Source organism: Oricola nitratireducens (assembly GCF_014904745.1).
GTDB classification, from domain to species: Bacteria; Pseudomonadota; Alphaproteobacteria; order Rhizobiales; family Rhizobiaceae; genus Oricola; species Oricola nitratireducens.
The window spans coordinates 46,714-64,603 of the sequence record NZ_JACZCS010000052.1; the positions used below are offsets into that span (position 1 = coordinate 46,714).

At 58.2% G+C, this 17,890-nt stretch carries 13 protein-coding genes; 6 read left to right on the plus strand and 7 right to left on the minus strand.

Going from position 1 to position 17,890, the window contains the following annotated elements:
• The first annotated feature begins 434 nt into the window (after positions 1-434).
• The gene (locus IG169_RS22940) at positions 435-1,181 is read left to right on the plus strand and encodes a Crp/Fnr family transcriptional regulator (RefSeq protein ID WP_193178605.1); all 747 of its coding nucleotides are present in this window, start codon (positions 435-437) and stop codon (positions 1,179-1,181) included.
• A gap of 20 nt (positions 1,182-1,201) precedes the next feature.
• Here IG169_RS22940 and IG169_RS22945 read toward each other — a convergent pair whose 3' ends face one another.
• Positions 1,202-2,650 (minus strand): O-antigen ligase family protein, encoded by a 1,449-nt coding sequence (locus IG169_RS22945; RefSeq protein WP_193178606.1) that lies wholly within the window; start codon positions 2,648-2,650, stop codon positions 1,202-1,204.
• A 330-nt stretch (positions 2,651-2,980) separates the two neighbouring features.
• Here IG169_RS22945 and IG169_RS22950 point away from each other — a divergent pair, with 330 nt between their 5' ends.
• Positions 2,981-3,247 carry a hypothetical protein gene (locus IG169_RS22950; RefSeq protein ID WP_193178607.1) on the plus strand — a complete coding sequence of 89 codons (267 nt, stop codon included), beginning with the start codon at positions 2,981-2,983 and terminating at the stop codon, positions 3,245-3,247.
• Between the two features lie 8 nt (positions 3,248-3,255).
• Here the strand turns inward: IG169_RS22950 and IG169_RS22955 are convergent, their stop codons facing one another.
• The 3 genes from IG169_RS22955 to IG169_RS22965 form a co-directional block, all read right to left on the minus strand.
• The gene (locus tag IG169_RS22955) at positions 3,256-3,924 is read right to left on the minus strand and encodes a sugar transferase (RefSeq protein ID WP_428982283.1); all 669 of its coding nucleotides are present in this window, start codon (positions 3,922-3,924) and stop codon (positions 3,256-3,258) included.
• Positions 3,925-4,402: 478 nt separating this feature from the next.
• Positions 4,403-6,361, minus strand: a complete 1,959-nt coding sequence (locus IG169_RS22960; RefSeq protein WP_193178609.1) for a GumC family protein — start codon at positions 6,359-6,361, stop codon at positions 4,403-4,405.
• Positions 6,362-6,965: 604 nt separating this feature from the next.
• Positions 6,966-7,274 (minus strand): hypothetical protein, encoded by a 309-nt coding sequence (locus IG169_RS22965; RefSeq protein WP_193178610.1) that lies wholly within the window; start codon positions 7,272-7,274, stop codon positions 6,966-6,968.
• Positions 7,275-8,026: 752 nt separating this feature from the next.
• On the opposite strand from IG169_RS22965, the gene IG169_RS22970 reads away from it, so the two are divergent.
• Positions 8,027-8,641, plus strand: a complete 615-nt coding sequence (locus IG169_RS22970; protein WP_343225700.1) for a LuxR C-terminal-related transcriptional regulator — start codon at positions 8,027-8,029, stop codon at positions 8,639-8,641.
• A gap of 362 nt (positions 8,642-9,003) precedes the next feature.
• Positions 9,004-9,942 carry a glycoside hydrolase family 16 protein gene (locus IG169_RS22975; protein WP_343225701.1) on the plus strand — a complete coding sequence of 313 codons (939 nt, stop codon included), beginning with the start codon at positions 9,004-9,006 and terminating at the stop codon, positions 9,940-9,942.
• 99 nt (positions 9,943-10,041) lie between these two features.
• Here the strand turns inward: IG169_RS22975 and IG169_RS22980 are convergent, their stop codons facing one another.
• The gene (locus tag IG169_RS22980) at positions 10,042-11,379 is read right to left on the minus strand and encodes a glycosyltransferase family 4 protein (RefSeq protein ID WP_193178612.1); all 1,338 of its coding nucleotides are present in this window, start codon (positions 11,377-11,379) and stop codon (positions 10,042-10,044) included.
• Positions 11,379-12,851, minus strand: a complete 1,473-nt coding sequence (locus tag IG169_RS22985) for a lipopolysaccharide biosynthesis protein (RefSeq protein ID WP_193178613.1) — start codon at positions 12,849-12,851, stop codon at positions 11,379-11,381. Before IG169_RS22985 ends, IG169_RS22980 begins: the two co-directional genes overlap by 1 nt.
• A 941-nt stretch (positions 12,852-13,792) precedes the next feature.
• Here IG169_RS22985 and IG169_RS22990 point away from each other — a divergent pair.
• Both IG169_RS22990 and IG169_RS22995 read left to right on the plus strand, forming a co-directional pair.
• Entirely contained in the window at positions 13,793-14,773 is a 981-nt protein-coding gene (locus IG169_RS22990; protein WP_193178644.1) for a class I SAM-dependent methyltransferase, read from the plus strand.
• A complete protein-coding gene (locus IG169_RS22995) occupies positions 14,770-15,756 on the plus strand; it encodes a glycosyltransferase family 2 protein (protein WP_193178614.1) in 987 nt (328 codons plus the stop codon). The genes IG169_RS22990 and IG169_RS22995 overlap by 4 nt, the downstream gene beginning before the upstream one ends.
• A gap of 17 nt (positions 15,757-15,773) precedes the next feature.
• Here the strand turns inward: IG169_RS22995 and IG169_RS23000 are convergent, their stop codons facing one another.
• Positions 15,774-17,795 (minus strand): DNA-binding protein, encoded by a 2,022-nt coding sequence (locus tag IG169_RS23000; RefSeq protein WP_343225702.1) that lies wholly within the window; start codon positions 17,793-17,795, stop codon positions 15,774-15,776.
• Positions 17,796-17,890 lie beyond the last annotated feature (95 nt).

The window sequence follows — 17,890 nt, forward strand, 5'->3', positions numbered from 1 at the left end:
CGCTTGCCGGTGGACAAGGACTGGCGTATCGGGTCGGGAGTATCTATCGGATCGCTGTGCCCGTGCCTTGCCTGCAGTGCCGATGAATGCAACCGGGTGTGGGTATTGAATTGCAAAAAAACGATAAAGCGAACGCTATCTTTTTACGAAAACGGTCCCTTCCAATCGTAGAAGCGTGACGCCAACAGAGATATCTGACCCGATTCAGCTCACTCCCTACGCGAGGATATTTAGTATTATATTAGACAATACAGGTCTGATTTCTACCTGTATCAAACTGATACAGTATATCTATTCGATATCTGTCCCAAAATGAAACATTGGTTTTGTGATATAGCCCGTTTACCAAGGGGCTTTAATGCGTTTGACTAAGCGAAAGCAATTTTGTTAACAAAAAATTATCAGAAATATTCTTTCCGGGCGCCTCACTCACGATGAGCCAAGATCACAAGACACATGGTTCCTCAATAGTCCTGACCGAACGCGGTCTGGGCCAGTTGCTGACGGCTTTGGCGCCGCAGCAAACATTGAGCAAAGGCGAGACGAAGGCCATTATCGATCTCGACCCCAGGGTTGCCCAATATGCGCCGCGCACAGTGATCAACAGCCAAGGCGACCAGAACGACACGACCTATTTTGTGTATTCCGGATGGGGGTGCACCTATGTGGATCTACCCGACGGAAGTCGGCAGATCGCGGACTTTCAGTTGAGGGGCGATATAATCGGGCTGCGTGCGGATGGCGCGACGTGGGAGGAATCGTTTCATGCGATTTCCGAAATGATTGTCCTCGAGCTTTCGACCAAAGATATAAACGCGGCGCTGGGCGCAGCCCCGAAACTTGCTATCCGTTTCCTCTTCGCACTCGCCCGCAAGTCGGCTATCCGGGGCGAGCATCTTGTGAACATCGGGCGCAGGAGCGCTTCGGTCCGGCTCTCCCATCTTCTTCTGGAACTGGGCGCAAGGCTTGAGGCTGTCGGCCTGGCAGGTCCCGAGGGTTACGATTGTCCGTTGACCCAGCACGACTTGGCCGATGCGCTAGGGCTGACGGCGATCCATGTCAATCGCATGTTGCGCGAACTACGCCAGTCTGACTTGCTCAGTTTTCGAAACGGAAAGGTCGTTTTTCCGAACCCGGAGGCGGTCGCTTCCTTCGCGCATTTCGACGGCGACTATCTCTAAACACCATATTTTCGCGATATTCAGACGCTTTTCGGCTGCGCCGAGGGCCAGGGCCATCGGGGCATTTGTTGCGGGCTTGCGGCCGCCCTGTTTATGTTTTCCGTGATGTAGACGCGGCTTACCGCGATTATCGCAAGAGTAATGAAGAACACTATTCCGGGATCAGCGGCTCCACCCGCCAGCGCTGCGGACACCAATCCGGCCAGGGTGCTTGCCCGTGCGCTCGCCACCGCCGCGTCGGCCTTGGGCTCCAGCCGTCCGCGAAGGCCACGCATTCCGCGTATGAGCATGCCCGTCTGCAAGCCGACAAGTACAAGGCCAATTATTCCCAGCTGCGATACGACCGCGATCGGCCAACTCGATGCGCGCGAGCTCCCCAATCCCACACCGATTCCGTTTGTATCGACAACTGACTGAAGGCTTTTTTCGTTCCAGTAGGCCCTTTCCTGACCGGATTGGGATTTGCTCTTTTCCAGGATGACGGTGTCGATGAGATTGGCCGCGGGTGTAAGTATCTGCGGCCTGATGACACTGGTCGCCAATATTGCGGTCACCGCGAAGAGGAAGACGAAAATGATAAACAGGTCCGCCCGTCTCGTGGACTGGAACGCAAATTGCCGGATGATGGAAAAAGCGACCGGGATGCACAACAGGGCCAATCCCGCGTAGGCGGTCGTGGATGTCGACGCCAGCAAAAGGAAAAAGGTGATGACGGTCAGCCAGAACGACTGCCGTGTCCGTCGTCTGCGCCAGTAAGTGTAGGAGAATGCCAGGCATGTAAGCGACACTCCGCCAAATGCCGATGCTTCGGAAAACGCTCCGGCGATGCGCGGGAAGCCTGACGTCTCCACGTTGGTAAGCATCGCAAAGTTCCCTGACCGGATCGGAGCCAGCACGTCGCCCAGATGGCCGTATTTTGCGATGAAGTCGATCATTCCCATGCCGGCATTGAGCCAGCCCCAAAGAAAAAAGCCGCGCGTGATGTCATCCAACCTGAACCGGCGTGTGAGCAAGAGGCTGACGGCAAAGAAGGTCAGGCAGTTTAAAACGAGATATCCCGCCTGGGATATGTTTCCGGATACGGGTGCCAGCGGTACTTCGAACACGCCTCCTTGCTCGCGTGAGGCAACGAATACATTCGTGGCCCCGACAAAGAGGCGGGGGAAAACAAGCGCGCTGAACGTGGCATAAATCATGAAGGCGAGAACGATCCACGCCGTCGTGATGCTCTTGAATATGTGGCCCAGCGCTTTGAAGACGTCGCGGTTCAGGAAGGCGGCGGCAAACACACCAGCCTCGAAAACGACGTAGATAAGCGGCGACGCTCCACCCAGGAACCCGATTGTGACGATTGCCGTGGATCCGAAGGCCAGTGAACCGAGCAGGGCGGCAAGAGGTCCCGCCCGCAGGTAAATGACAACAAATACCAGCGCGATCGAGACCGCTATTCCTATGACGGAAATCTGCATCTTCTTCGGTCGATCTCCCGGACCGGTTCGCAAACACGCGGTCTCGTGCGAAATTTACGCGGTTCACACGTCGACGGGCCGGCAGTTTCGCAGAGCCGCCAAGTTAAATCTTCCGCGCAACATCTGCCACGCCCGCACTAAACGTCAATTGCCCCAAATGGATAACGCGATGCGCCCCATGCTGAAACGCGATCCGCCGCTGTCCAAGACAGGCATGCGAGACACCGTTTTGCCGGATTTCAGATATTTAAGACATTATCCGGATAGTAACCAGTTGGATACCGGGCGTTGGATAGAATTCTCCCTGCATTTAGGATGGAGTTCCGAATCATGCGGGAATTGCCGGAGGCAATATTGCTATCAAGCCTGTTGATCGTTGGTGCGGCAGGTGTCGTTGGTGGATTCTTTCTGCGCGTTCCGGGAGTGATTTTCGCGACCGCGATCGTCATCGCGATCATTGTCGCCGTATCGATTTCCGGTCATGCGTCGCTCACTGAGATACTTATTTCCGTCGTGCTGCATGTCGGTGTACTTCAGGTCGCATATCTGACGACTGTTCTGGCCGTGTCCTCCTGGACGCGCGCCGGACATCGCTAGCGCGGCACCTATGACGTCTCGTCCATCCGTATTACTGCGAAGATCGTTTTGAAGAGGATGAGAATGTCGCGTCCCAGCGACCACTGCGTAATGTAGGCACTGTCCAAAGCTACCCGATCCTCATAGCTGAGGCGGCTACGGCCGCTTGTTTGCCACAGCCCGGTTAGTCCCGGGCGCGTCTGGAGGTAGAGGGCGGATTGGGGGCCATATCGGTCTAGTTCGTCTGCGGTGACCGGCCGAGGCCCGACGCAACTCATGTCTCCCCTGAGGATATTGAACAGTTGCGGTAGTTCGTCGATGCTCGACCGGCGCAGCGCATGGCCGAACAGAGTGACCCGGGGATCGTTCCTCAACTTTTGCGATTGTTGCCATTCGGAGCGTGCATCGGGATTGGCGGCGAGGAACGCCTGCAAGGCCTGCTCGGGATTGACGACCATCGAGCGGAATTTAAGGCACCCGAACTTCTTGCCGCGGTAGCCGATCCTTTCGTGAGCAAAAAACACGGGTCCCCCGGACATCCAAAGGATCGCTGCGACTATCAACATCAAAGGCGAGGCCAGGATGAGCGCGGTGATGGATACGGCGAGGTCAAGCACGCGTTTCGGGATGCCCCCTAGCGGTTTCGACGGTATCGGTGACAATTCGGCATATTCGGCCCCGTCCTGATAGCTCGTAATTTCGCGCTGGCCCTTTTTGCCCAGGTGAAAGTCCGCCAACTTGGTCGGCAGGACCACCGGTCTGTTGTCAATTCCGGCAGATCGCGCCCATTCCGGATTCCTGGCATAGTCTGTTGTATTCGACACGTTCCGTCTCATGATTTTGGGCGGGTTCGATCAATCCTGTATGTCAGATTGTTACAATGCCTTTTTCGCGTCGCAAGAACCGCAAAAGGCGTAGTTTTGGACCAAATGGACCCCGCTTGCGAGGGCGGTCGGACTTCATCCGGTCCTGCCGTGTGAAGGGGGCGGCCGAAAACGCGATCAATCGCGTTTTTCTACTCTCTACGAGGGTGGGGATACCACTAACTACCGAGATCGGACATGCGGGTCGGCGCGGCTTCACACTAACGTCGAGACGCGGCAGAAAGGTTTATCCATGTCAGGATGTTTCCAGCATCGGGCGAAAGGCTATGCCGGTAGGCCCGTCGCGTAACCCTCAACGAAACTTTTTCGCAACGGAAACAGGAAGCCGGTTGTAGCTTCTTCTCGACCGGGCGTGGACGTTCATGATGACCGCTCCGAGGACCGACACTCGCATCGCCATCAGCGAATTAAGCAGGTCCGCGAGGGCATCGACGCGGCTTTTGCCATATTCGGCAACGATCACGACCCCATCCAGCACGGACTCCATCGGGAATGCGTCGACGCCAAGGGTGGTCGGCGGCAGCTCGACGATGACCATCTTGTAGGACTTCAATTGATCCAGCGCGGAGTCATCTTCCCCGGATTTCATCAATTGCGCGTGCAGCGATGTACCGCTTGGCAGGTAATCGAAAGACTGCCCCGCGACAGCCCGGATGCCGCTCTTGGCGGATTTGGTTTCGTTGTCGTCGCCAACCGGCTTCAGCAGGAAGGATGTCTGAAGCCCGTTGGTGAGAGAGGAATTGGCCGGATCCGCGTTTACGACAAGCGTGTTCAAGCCCTTGCGTTCATACATCGCGGCCAAGTGGCAGGCGAACTCCCCCTTGCGGGAGTCCAACTCGGCGGACGCGACCCCGATGAATCTCAGCGGCGTGTTTCCTTCCAGCAACCGAAGCGTCGTCCCGAGCGACATCAAGGCCTTGACATATGCCGATCGAGGGTAGCGCGTGATAACATCAAGCCGCTGTTTCCCGAGCCATTGGTGCGGCGGGGAGGGCAGATCGCCTAGGCAATTCAGGCCGACCTCGTTCCAAAGCTGTTGCGGGGATATGATGCGATCGTCAAGCATCTGGCGCGCGAACGCGAAGGCAACTCCGAACATAATCCCGCCGAAAGCCCCGAATGCGAGCACGAGCTTCTTTCTCGGGAGGCTTGATGCAAGCGGCGGTGATGCGGCCGTGATTACGCGGGCGTCCGCTGACGGATATGACTGCTGGCTCACCGAGCCCATGTAGGCCTGGAGCACGCTTTCATAGATTTTCCTGTAGGTGTCGGCGGTGACTTCGAGCTCCTCAAGCGTCGGCCCCTTCAGGCGATCCTGCAGGATTTCGCTGAAATCCTTTCCGGGAACGACGCCTGCGTTATTTGTTTCAGCGCCGATGCGATAGTCGTGCCTAGCGCGAAATGACTGGGCGGCCTGTGTCGCAAGGTTCATCTGATTCCGTAGTTCCTGCAGCCGCTTTTCCAGCCACAGACTGCCTTCTTTCGCACCGCGTGACTTGCTGTCGATCTGCTCGCGCAAGAAAGATTGTGCAACGGCGTTGGCGACATCGGCGGCTAGAGCCGGACTATGGGCACTGAATGCGATCTCGATGGCATAGGAGACGCCTTCCCGGCGTACCGTCAAGCGTCTCTCGAGCAGCTCGATCGTCGATCGGTAACGCTCGTAGTTCATCGCATCCGGCGAACCATCGGCTAACTCTGCGTTCTTGACCGGGGGGGCTTGCGTCACGCCACCAGAGTCCTGCGGGACGCTGTCGGGCACCTGCTTGGCACTATCAGACGCCTGCATGGCGTTATCGTCCGTCTCTGGTGCGGCGGCCGGATCCGATCCGCTCAGCAGCGCGAACAATTTGTGCGCCCTGGCAGCCAGAGACGTGTTGGCGGATTCAAGAAAGGCGTCGTTTTCCGCAAGGTTCAGTTGATCGACCACCATCGCAGCAATTCGTTCGGACTTCAAAACCGCGATCTGGCTTTCGAGCTGCGACGTATCGAGAGACAGGTTGATGTCGGAAACCGGCTGCTGGAGTTGATGCAACTTGGGCTCGATAAGAATTTCCGTTCTGGCCCAGTACAGCTTGTCGGAGGTCAATATATACAGACTGGCGATCAGGATGCCGACGATGGTCGAAACCGTTATCGAAATCGAATAGCGCTTGATGAAGTCGACTATGCTTCTCAGGTCGATGAAATCGGCGAACGCACCGTCGTTCGACGACTCGATCTGCTCCGGGATGATGCGTACCGTATTCATGGCAAATTCAATCTATTCGTCTATCTGTCAGTCTTCTTAAAGGCGTCGGCGACCATGCATCGGGAGAAACTGCATCAAGATGATATCGGCTGAATGGCGCACGCAAGATCTCGCCCATCGACCGGGACCGAATAGGCGGGTGACCTGATAGAGAGGGCCGAGTTTCTGCTTGCAAGCTTTGCGGCTTTCCTGGTTTTGACGGGCGACCCGCCGCTGCGGCGTAATTCGCGCATTCCGACACAATACCAGATCGTCGATCTGCCACGACAGGGTAATTGCGCATGCGGTTCGGGAAAACCTCGCCAATCGGCTTACTGCTTAGATCCGAAAGGTCGGGTTGGACATTGCAAGCATCGATTTGGCGGCTCTCCATGCGACCGGAAAAGCCTGCCGCCGTTAGCCGGATTTCCCGACTGTCGCCGTCTGCATCGTGCCTTGGTTGCCGGATGGTGTTCCTTTGGCTGATCCTTGCGCATAGAACGTCTTTCTCATGGATCAGGTCAGCCCGGATGATGCGCAGCGGAGCGAATGCCGCCGTGTCTTTCGGAGTTCCCACCGTTTGGCTCGCGGACACGAAAACAGGATCTGCCTATATCGCCGAAAACTACGCGTAGGGATCGGGACTGGCCGCAAGACCGCGCCGAACGTCGACTTCCCTGGTCGTTTGCATGGCCAGGTCCGAATATTTCGACACAAGTCTCATCGCAGAATCGCGCAGGGGCGTCTCACATTCGGCGATCGCCAATCCTATCAATATATTCCGCATTTCCTCGGCCTGGGCTTCAAGATAACGGGAGGTATGCGCCGCGATCTCCGGCGATATCCAAGCTATGCATTCAGAGATATCCAAAGATATCCTTGTGGCGTGATCCGCCTTTTTTCTCATCGTCTTAACAAGTTCGACCGGCACCATGGCTGTTCCCGTGGAATTCTTCATGATTGGGATGAAGCCATTTGGGAGAGCCGATTGCCGGACGAGCTGAAAGCACTTGATTTCAAGTCGCCTGGATCACGAAGTCCCAAGATGCCCCCCTCATTTCGCATCGCGCCCGAAAAGTATGGGCTGGGCAAAACCGTGTCCACACGTCTGTACGGCTTAGGGGAGCGCCAAACGTGATGCTAAATGTCACCCCTGTGCACAAAAAACCATCCGTCGGCCTTATTAAACCCATCGGTGGATTGAATGTGATCAGACCTACGCCTTTTTGCCGATGGCTCCACCAAACGAGCGACCGAACTTGCACGTTTTTTTAATGATTCCACGACGTTGTGCACAGAACTTAGCGCGTCGCTATTATTAACCCCCGATTCTTTAGGGTACGTTAATTTAAATTAGCTCGCGTGGATTAACTTTCGACTAACGTAACGGCGCGGAGGCAGTAAATTCGTTACGACTGCAACCGTTTAGTGGAGTGGGTGCAACCGGTAGGGTAGCCGGTTTTGTGGGGTTCGTGGGGCACCTTGCGCATCCTTTCAGAGGTCACGGTGCAATGCACCGTATGTTTAAGGGCTGGAGAAAGGACTATGACGTCTACATGCGTAACTGATTCTTCTAATACGAGAAGAGCGAACGGATCCGCTGTCGATGCGCCGAAGGCTATTTCGATGCAACAGACACGATCCCTGATAATCTTGGACAGGCGTGCCCTGAACCGGGAATGCTTCGTGAAAGTCTTGGATGCCCATCAACTCGGTTTGCAGCCATTCGCATTCGAGTCGATGGACGACTGGAAGAAAGAAAAGGACTCACTTCCGCCTGCGGGTGCCGTTCTCGTCAGTGTCGGCGGCAGTGAGGTCGGCAGCGAAGCTTTCTTAACAGAACTGACTGAAATTGCGGCCGAACTGACAGGGACGCCGGTTATCGTCCTCTCCGACAGCGATGATCTCTCCTGCATCTTGCAAGTCATCGACTGCGGCACCCAGGGATATATACCGACATCTCTCGGAATGGCGGTTTGTGCGGAAGCCATTCGTCTTGCGATGGTGGGTGGCACGTTCGTTCCGGCCAGTGCCGTAATGACGATGCGGCACAAGTTTAAAGCTCGTCCAGAGGAGGAAAGGCCGATGACCAGCCTTTTCACCCAAAGGCAGGTAGAAGTCGCCCAGGCTCTGAGGCGCGGAAAGGCGAACAAGATCATCGCCTATGAACTCAATCTCCGCGAAAGCACCGTCAAGGTGCATATCCGCAATATCATGAAAAAGCTGAAGGCGACCAACCGTACCGAGGTTGCCTTTAAGATCAACCAGTTGATGTCGGATCAGAACCGGACGTTCCAATAATCTGTTTCGTTACTGACCGAATTGAGATCTGGAGCCGGGAGGCGCGCCGACGAAAGTCCAGCGCTTTCCGGTTTTTTATCGCGGTCACATGTGCTTTTTCGCTATCCGCGGACATCGGGGTTGTTATCCAATTTACCGCGTTGCGCCTTATTGCCGATGAGGGCGACTGAGCCGGGATCGATGCATTTGCATGCCATTCGAAGCGACAGGAGAGCGATGGCAGTCATGTTTCGGGATCGCGCATTGTCGGATATCCGGTGTTGGGCCTTACGCCCATAAAGTAGGGCCTATGATACCTATGAGACTGCCTTGCTCCAATTTGCCGCGCCGGGTCGAACAAATTTGTACGGTGATGAAATCCGGTGGCGTTTGAATTCGGCAGCCAAACGTATTTGTATGTGCCACCGGCTTTCCATCACGCCTCATTGGGCGCAAGCCGGCGCAGGATCGCGACACAAGGTCTGTGGTTCTTCCCCGACAGAAGAGACGTAACACAAGGAGAGCATGTCGTGCGGAGTTTGGGTAAGGCGTGGGTCGTTGCCGTTAGTTTGGTGGTTTTCGCGGTCTCGCATTGCCGCGCCGAGGAAATCGATCTCAGCAACTACAAGCTGACATTCTCGGAAGAGTTCACCGAACTCGATGTTTCCGCGTGGGGCGACAACGGGTCACGCTGGATCGCGCACACGCCGTGGCATGGCGATTTCGGAGACGCCCGTTTCGCGGATCCGGAGCCCGGCTTTCCGTTTGTTACACAGGCCGGCGTTTTGCGTATCGAAGCCCGCAAGGATGCCGATGGCCAATGGAAATCCGGCCTGCTGTCCGGCGTCAACGGCGACTGGAAGGGATTTACGGCGCGAGAGGGCTATTTCGAAGCGAGAATCAAACTTCCTCCGGGCGACGGAGTGTGGCCGGCCTTCTGGCTGAATTCGAAGGCGGGCATAGAACTCGACGCGATGGAATATTACGGTCACGACGATACCCGGTTTTCCTCCGCATGGCACCACTGGGGCGATGGCGCCAAGGACGGTCATGAATCGGATTTACACTGGACGTCGGTCACCCCCGGCTCTCTGACCAGTGGATTCAACACATACGGCGTTCTGATCGAGAAGGATTTCGTCACTTTCTATTTCAATCGAGAGCCGGTCTGGCGCCTTCCGATCCCTTGGGACAAGAGCGTCGATCCGGAATTCTTCCCGCTGGTGAATCTGGCATTGGGATCGGGCTGGCCGATCGACGAGACTCCGAATCCGTCATTCATGTATGTCGACTACATTCACGTTTACGAGCCGGCAGAGTAGGTCTTTCCAAAACCAGAGCGGCCATAGCGAGGGCAGGGCGCCCGCGGGAAGAGACCTTGGCATTCGTCTCAACTGGGCTGTTGAATGGAGGTGTAGCCGTCAATCGGCCAGGTTTTCCGAAGCCGCCGTATTTCCGGCCTTCCGGCCATCATGGACGGGTGGAACGCGATGCCTGATGGCATTTCTAGACTGTCGCAATGAGCGCGCCTCGCGATGGATATCGTGGGTCAATCGAGCGATCCGCGCCCAGGAATAGAGATCGCTGGCGCGCTCCGCGCCACGTATGCCGACTTCCCTGCAGGTTTCGGGATTTTGGAGATAGGCGATCATGGCGTCGGAAAGCGCATCCGGATCGTTTTTCCCAACGAGCGTGCCACCGCCAGTCGCCTCGATTATCTCCGTCATGCCGCCAACCCGCGTGGCGACGACCGGAGTGCCGTGCATCAGCGCTTCGACGAGGCTCATGCCGAAGGACTCGCTGAGTGAAGGATTGACCACAAGCGACGCCCCGGCGTAGCGCTCGACCACGCGTTCGTAGGGTTGCCCTCCAGCGAAAGTGACGGTGTGGCCGAACTCTGGCGCTATCATCTCCTGCAAGGCAGCAAGATAAGTTCCCCTGTGGGCGCTGCCGCCGCGATAGAAGCGGGAAAGCTCTCGCACGTCGGGGTCGTCGCTGAGGTCGATCAAAAACTCCCGTGCGGTTTCGCCGTTGGCGCCGACGAGTTCCAGGCGGGCTTCGGGACAGGCCGCGATCACCCGTGGCCATGCTTCGAGCAGCGTGTGAAGCCCTTTTTCCGGCGAAAGACGACCGACGAAGAGGACCTTTCCCGGCTCGCGGGCTGTCGCGGGAAGGTCGCGCCGGATATCGGGGGCGCCATTCGGCAGGACGGAGAACTGCGCCTGCGAGTCGGGGAAGCGATCCCGGGCCGCATCCACGACATGTCCGGAACAGCCGACGACCAGGTCGGTCGCCTTCAGGCATCGTGCCATGGCATCGTGGTCGAGCTCGGAGAGCCAGTTGCAATGCATGTGCAAAACGATCGCCGCATTCGGCGCGGCGCGGCGGAAAACCGGCGCATAGTTCGGGAAGTTCTGGAGATGGATCACATCCGGCTGCAACAGGCGGATCTTACGGACCGCTTGGACCAGATAGTCGAGAGCATAAAAGCTTTTCGTAAAGAGCGGGGTCCTCGGAAAGGTGCGGTCCCACAGTTTTGACGCCTTTCCCCAGACACCCTGCGGCAGGCAAGTCAGCAGTTCCATCGTCGCGCCGTCGATTTCCGCGCGGGCCGGTTGTTCGCGAGAGCGGCGGGAAATAACGGTAACCTCGTTCTCGCCGGCAAGCCGACGCGATACTTCATAGGTCCAGATTCCGAGGGAGTTCTGGTCCGGGGGAAGGACCGAGTCGAAGTGCTGGGAAATGAACGCGACCCTCATCAGCCCAGTTCCCGAGTTGGCGCCTGCATCCGCCGAAACGGTTTTGCAAGCAGGTCACGTGCATCGAGCAAATCCCTGCGCAGGAGGATCACGGCGGCTGCGACATAGACCACGGCACCGATCACGATCCCGCCTATCAGCACGAGTTCCTGCGGGGTGCCGCCCGGCGCCCCGGCGAGCCACGCGCTTACCGCTGCAAACATTGCCGCCGTTGCGATCGCAAGTCGCGGATAGACGGCGAGCGGCCTCATCACGTCGATGCCGGCGATGCGTTGGGCGTAATACAGAAAAACCGGCAGGAGAAGGAAGTTGCCGGCCGCAAGCGCCGCGATTGTCGCCTCGAGATTGAACTGGGCGGCAATTGTCATCAGGGCTCCGGCAATGAAGGTGTAGGCGACGTCGAAACGCAGGATCAGGCGCGAATGGCCGAGGGCAAGGATGGTGAATGCGCAGATGCCGTCGATCGTGCGTTGCAGCCCGACCAGCATAATGATTTGGACGGCGAGAACGCCGTTGACCCATTGTTCGCCGAACACGAGCGGAATCGCCACCGGCGCGATGGCGGCAAATCCCATGAAGGCCGGAAAGCCGACGATACCGGTCGTGCGTATGGCGGCGTTGAAAAATGTGTCGATCTTGTCCGGTTCGTTCTGGATCCGTGCGACCGCCGGCATCGTCACCGTAACCATCGGTCCGACGAATGCTTCGACCAGAAGGTCGAGCGGACGGCGGGCGAGCGCGTAGATGCCGACCGCGGAGGGACCCAGAAATGTGCCGAGGATGATTTTTGGCATTTCGTTGTTTGCCAAGGACCACAGGGACTGGGCGACGATCGGGGCCGCGAATGGAAACAATTCGCGGCAATGGGCATAGGAAAATTTCAGGCGTGGATGCCAAGCGCTGCCGAGAAGGATGACCGTCGTCTCCACGGCGGCCTTGGATATTTGCATCGACACGATGCTCCACATGCCGAACCCGGCTATCGCCATGGCGATGCCGACCGTCCCGCCGACGGCCGTGCCGGTCAGCGTGCGCAGAGCGAACAGGCGGAATTGAAGGTTGCGTTTGAGAACTGCGGCCGGAACCGCCGCGAGAGCCTGAATCACCACGATGAGACTGCCCCACCGGATCAGCCCGACGATCTCCGGCTGACCGAAGGCATCGGCGAGAACACCGGAAAAGGCCCAGACGAGCGAAGCGAGAGCGGCGCCCACGGCGGCCAGGAACCAGAATGCGGAGTCGAGATGGAGAGGGTCGATTTCCTGGCGCTGTATGAGCGCTTCGGGTATCCCCCTCGTAACCGGAACGGCAAGAATGATCGGCGCGACCATCGCCAAGGTCGCAAGGCCGATCGCCTCCGGGCCAAGGTGGCGGGCCAGAATGACGAATACGGCCAGCATCGTCAGATGGCGGCCCCATGTCTCGAAGGTTGACCAGGCAGCACCGCTGACGATTTTTCTGGTCAGCGACATGGTGTACCGGACTCCTGCTCGGTTTTGGCGACGAAAATTGCCCGGCGCATTTTCACGTCACGGCACCGAGGCGTACGCTCCCGAATGTCCGGGCATGTCGTGCCCAGCATGGCGGTCCTGTCCATAAGCGCTTCGTCACCTTGTTCGACTTCGTGAAGGATTGGCTGCCAACCTACGCGCTCGCGCCAAGCGGGCATATGCTCCAATAATGAGGAGGCCATACAGTCTCTTACACCTTTCGGCGGTCTTTTCCGGGCTTCGCTCGAAGGCATGGTAGGCGGATCTGCCGTTGCGCCGGATCCGGACCGCAGCGGTTCCCGGCTTACTGCGCAATCCGCTTTTCCCGCGTATGGTAAGCTTGCACCTTGGAAGTACCAGGGGAGCATTTGCACAAGCCTTTCGGATGAAGACGGCGGCTGGTCAACGGCCAATGCCGGTCTTTGCCTGTACCAAAGTCCGTGGTGACTTGGGCCCGGGATTCGTCGACATTTGAGCATCGCAAAGTCGGTCTTCAGGTAGACTCGGTTTCTAAACATCCTGGACTTGGCATCCGCGCTCATATCGGGTGAGGGCATTTTATTTTTTGCGAGTAGAAGGGGGGCTACGACAATGAACAAAGAGCGCGTGCATCGCGCCACGAACTGTATTCACGGTCGGCACATGCCGGCGCTATTCCATCTCGAACTCCAGCTAGTAAAATGCTTGATACGCCCGACCTGAAAACCGACCATAAACACAGTGCTTCAAAAACACCGGTTCGCTGCCCTTGCTGCGCCGAGGACGTCACGGAGACGATCTATCACGTCCCATCGATACCGGTGCACAGTTGCGTCCTGCTCGCTTCTGTCGAAGAGGCCCTTGCCTTTCCTCGCCGCGACCTGACGCTGGCATTTTGCGATGCCTGCGGATTCCTGTTCAACCGGGATTTCGACGAAGACGTTATGAGGTACTCGACCGATTTCGAGGAATCCCAGCATTTTTCCGGAACATTCAACTCGTTTGCACGGGAACTCGCCAAGGAAGTCGCCGACAGATGCTCGGTCTCGGGAAAGCACGTGCTCGAGATAGGTTGTGGCAAAGGGGAATTCCTGGCCGAACTTTGCAAGCTCGGCGGCGCCACCGGACTCGGCATCGATCCCGGATACAGGCCGGATGAGGGGCGCGGTACGCAGGACGAGGCTCTTGAATTCATCGTCGATCACTTCGGGCCGAAATACGAACATCTCAGTGCCGACGTCGTCTTGTGCCGGCATACGCTCGAACACATCCCGCATGTAGCGGATTTCATCCGCGCAATCCGTGGAATGACGGATTCGGACGAGACATGGGTCGTCTTCGAAACGCCCGACGCGAAGCGTGTGCTCGACGAAGCCGCGTTCTGGGACATCTACTACGAACATTGCTCGTATTTCAGTCCGGGGGCCCATGCGCGCCTGTTCCGCCAGGAAGGCTTCGAGGTCACGGATTTGCAGCTGGTCTATGACCACCAATATATCGTGCAGTATGCAAAACCGGCGCCCGGGCCGACGGGGCCGGCCTTACCGCTGGAGGATGACCTTGCCGAAATGCGGCAATTGCGGAAGAGCTTCCCTGAACGCGTCCGCAAGCTCCAGGAGCAATGGCGCGACCGCATCCGCGCCGCTCACGCCGCCGGTCGCAAGGTGTATCTGTGGGGTGGCGGCTCCAAGGCCGTATCGTTCCTCACGACGCTGGGTCTCGGCGAAGAAGTGCAAGGTGCCGTGGACATCAATCCCTACAAGCAGGGCAAATTCACGCCCGGCACGGGCCATCCGGTCATTGCTCCCGAAACACTGCTGGATAATCCTCCGGATCTGGTCATCGTCATGAATCCCATCTATGTCCGGGAAATCGGACAAACACTGAGTTCGCTTGGTCTCGATCCTGAAGTCGTGGCCGTATGACCGCGAAGCCGGACAATGGCATTCCGCCGCGCGTCTCTCTCGGCTTGCCCGTCTACAATGGCGAGAAGTATGTGGCGACGGCTATCGAATCCGTTCTCGCCCAGGACTTCGAAGATTTCGAGCTCGTGATTACCGACAATGCGTCGACCGACAGGACGGAAGAGATCTGCCGAACTTTCGCTGCCAGCGACGAGCGGATCCGGTATCATAGGAACGAACGCAATCTCGGGGCTTGCGCCAATTTCAACCGATGCTTTGAACTGAGCTCGGGGGAGTTTTTCAAGTGGTGCGCCTGTGACGATTACCTGAGCCCGAACTTCGTTGGCGCGTGCGTGCGTACGCTCGATACAAACCCCAAGGCGGTTCTCGCCTATGCAACAACGCAAAGCATCGACCAGGATGGCAATCCTATTCCGCTGGTCGGCAAGACGATGGGCGAAAAGACAGATCTTCGCCCGGCCAGGAGATATCGGGACATCCTCTATAACAAGGGGACCTGTTTCGAGATTTTCGGATTGTTTCGCAGTGAAGCGCTGAAGCGATCGTCGTTGCACCGTCCCTATTATGGCTCCGATTTCGCTCTAATCGCCGAGATTGCGCTTCTCGGACAGCTCGTCCACGTTTCGGAGGCGATTTTCTATAATCGCGAGCATGCGGACAGATCGATCAATATTGCCGACAAGATGGCCCGCGTCGCCTGGCACAGGGGCGATGCCAACAGAAAGAGTTCGCGCGAACATACGATGTTGCTGGCGCATCTTTTCGAGATTGCCTTTCGGCACCGCAAGGAGGCGCCGTTGGGCAGCATGTTGCTGTACACCGCCGCCTTTGCCATGACGCCGGTTCAATTGTCCAGATATGCGCTAGAGACGATCGGCATCCTCCTTCCGGGCGCGTCAGACCGGCTGCGCAGGATCGGATGGTCCGCGGTGGACATGTTTCACGGTCATGGGGGATCTGTTCGCCGCCAAGGCCACAAATGAGGCCGCGTTCGGGCGCTTCAGCGACGGGCCGTAAACCTGTTGATCGTCGAGCCGGTGTCGGTGCCCCATTCCCAGTTGATCGCGATGCCGACGCGGGTAATGCGTAGCGGCGGATCGTCAGGGTAGAGGTCGGTCAACGCGCGTTGCATGATCGGCTCATCGTCGATGTAGATGTTGAAGTGGTCGCCGTCGAACGCCACCCGGAGGCGGAATTCCTTGCCCCAGACGATCTTGTCGGCGACGTTTGTCCACACCGCGTCGTAGAGCTCCTCGAAGCCCCACCGCTTGGTGAACACCGACATCGAAGCGCCTCCGTAGATGTCATCCAGCCATGTGGAGATGGACAGGTAGTTGTCCTTGTCCTGCCAGAATGCAAGACCGACGCGGCAGCGGTGCTGTTGTCCGCGACAGGTTCCCGGGGGCGTGACCGCCACTTCGAGATCGGCAAAGTCGGGATCGCTCCAGGGTAGCGTGTAGAATGCGCGATTTGGAAATGGCTCCTCGACGGTCGCCTGCACCTTTGCTCCAGAGTGGCCGTCCAGTTCGACGGAACCGATTCCCAGCGTCCGTTCCCAGGAAACACTGCCGCCTTGCGGGACATGTTCCGCTAGATTTTCCTGCGCTCCGGCGAAATCGTCCTCGTATACGGTTTGCCCGCCGAACCGGCTCCATGGTGGATCGAAACGGATTGCCTCCGGTATCGGGACCGCGCGCGGATGCGCTTCGAATTCGCGCATGCGCAGACCCGCTGCGACGGGATTGCCGCCCAGCCACAGCCCCACGCCGGTTGCGCCTTCTAGGTGATCGTCTTCGATCCAGGCATCGAAAAGATGGTCGCCATTCAGATAGCAGCCGATCTGGCCATGGGAGTCCAGGATCTGAAGCGAATGCTCGGCATTGGCTCCAAGCCGATGTCGCGCATCGCTTGCCACCACCGTCTCGACGCCTGCGGTCACCCTTACCAGCTTGCAGTCATCCGACGAAACCCGGCAGAGCCAGTAGTTGTCACGGTCGACGACGCGCCACGCCAGGCCGGCGGCGGTTGGTGCGTCACCGGTATCGATCATGGCATGGACGAGGCCGGAAATCGCACCCGGATCCGCGATCGCGAGGGCGTCGCTGGCGCCGTTAACGGCACCCGATCCCGTTCGAATGATACTGCCTTTCAGGATATGCCATTCCGGGTTGGGGTGGTCTCCATCCTCGATCGGGCCGTTTCCCGTCAGCGGATCGCCGGCATGCGCCGTTCCGAACGGTGAAGCCAACTCGGGCAATTGCAGAATGCGAACGCCATGAACCCGCGTGTCGACACGGAACCCGATTTGGCCGAGCGCGCTCTGATGGATGCCGGGATAAAGGATCTCGTCGTCGTTGAACGGATCGATGGCGACTGGTCTCATCATCGGGAAGGCGGCCATTCCATGGGCGCCTTGCGAGGCGGCGGCGTAGTACACGGCACCGCGTTCGCGCAGGACTACGACATACTGGACCTGGAGGTTCATCAGGCGACGAAACGCGCTCAAGCACCGGTTGCCGACGCGGGCCCACAGCTCACCGTTTTCGCCCTCCGCGGCATGCATGATGAAGCCGCATCCGTCTTTGGGGGGATCGGCCGGCGCTTTGGTCGTGAACCAACCCAGCGCCAGGTTCTCGTTCAGGTCCGGCATGCCGAAGGTTCTCGATGTGCTGCGCATCCACCAGAGAATGCGCCGCAACGTGCCTTTCTTCCGCGGCCCCAGCGCCCACGCCAGGGCCCGTGCCGGCCATGGATCGGCGTTGGGTCCTTTACCCCAGCGGTAGATCCGCTTGATGAAACTGTCCGGGTTGGGCGTGCCCTGCGAGGTATTGTGTCCGTTCGTTATCGATACGGCGAAAACGAGCCCGTTTTCACGCCGGAACGGGCCGTAGGCGATCCCCTGGCGTCCCCAACCGGGCCTGGTGAGCGGCTGGAACCGGAGTGCGCCGCGACTGATCGCGATCTGGCGTTCGACGTCGGTACCGAGCCGCGTGGCGCCGCCGCTTGCGCGCGTGCCGATCACCTTGCCCGCCGGGCGTTCGTCCGAAAAGCAATCCTCGATCGGCGTGGTCTCGCATTCTGTCGGCGCGGTCGGGCCCGTCCTGAGTGGCGCCGTCA

Bases quoted from the DNA above. Each gene is read 5' to 3' on its own strand.
- IG169_RS22940 (WP_193178605.1), top strand. From the start codon at position 435: ATGAGCCAAGATCACAAGACACATGGTTCCTCAATAGTCCTGACCGAA.
- IG169_RS22945 (WP_193178606.1), bottom strand. From the start codon at position 2,650: ATGCAGATTTCCGTCATAGGAATAGCGGTCTCGATCGCGCTGGTATTT.
- IG169_RS22950 (WP_193178607.1), top strand. From the start codon at position 2,981: ATGCGGGAATTGCCGGAGGCAATATTGCTATCAAGCCTGTTGATCGTT.
- IG169_RS22960 (WP_193178609.1), bottom strand. From the start codon at position 6,361: ATGAATACGGTACGCATCATCCCGGAGCAGATCGAGTCGTCGAACGAC.
- IG169_RS22965 (WP_193178610.1), bottom strand. From the start codon at position 7,274: ATGGTGCCGGTCGAACTTGTTAAGACGATGAGAAAAAAGGCGGATCAC.
- IG169_RS22980 (WP_193178612.1), bottom strand. From the start codon at position 11,379: ATGAGGGTCGCGTTCATTTCCCAGCACTTCGACTCGGTCCTTCCCCCG.
- IG169_RS22985 (WP_193178613.1), bottom strand. From the start codon at position 12,851: ATGTCGCTGACCAGAAAAATCGTCAGCGGTGCTGCCTGGTCAACCTTC.
- IG169_RS22990 (WP_193178644.1), top strand. From the start codon at position 13,793: ATGAGGTACTCGACCGATTTCGAGGAATCCCAGCATTTTTCCGGAACA.
- IG169_RS22995 (WP_193178614.1), top strand. From the start codon at position 14,770: ATGACCGCGAAGCCGGACAATGGCATTCCGCCGCGCGTCTCTCTCGGC.